Here is a 335-nt window from a genome sequence, read left to right on the forward strand (position 1 = left end):
CCCGTTTGCCATGCTACGAACGTGCCGATAAATAAGAGGCGCGCCATGTCTGCTTGTGTAAGCGTCGGGAAGCGGTCTGCGATTGAGCGGGCTTGCCGGAAGAATGCGAAGACAAAGCCGCCGTTCTCGCTTTGGTGCGTTGATAGTTCGTTTATTGCTTCTAATGCTCTTGCGCGTTTTTCTGATTGCGCATGAATCGGCACTACTTCGAATAGATGCGTTACGTTGTTGCCCTCCGCGTCATAGGTTATTCCGTCTACTACCGTTAGATTCTGTTTGCGTTGTATGATTGCTTTGCGGCCTTCCTCCGGCAATGATTGCCATTTGCGTTGTTC

General features: G+C 50.7%; 1 pseudogene. It reads right to left on the reverse strand.

Annotated features, from left to right (window positions below):
• Positions 1 to 314, reverse strand: a pseudogene (locus tag MLE13_RS17945) (hypothetical protein); the annotation flags it as partial.
• Between the last annotated feature and the right edge of the window lie 21 nt (positions 315 to 335).

The sequence above is a fragment of the Planococcus halocryophilus genome (genome assembly GCF_022489025.1).
Lineage (GTDB): Bacteria > Bacillota > Bacilli > Bacillales_A > Planococcaceae > Planococcus > Planococcus halocryophilus_A.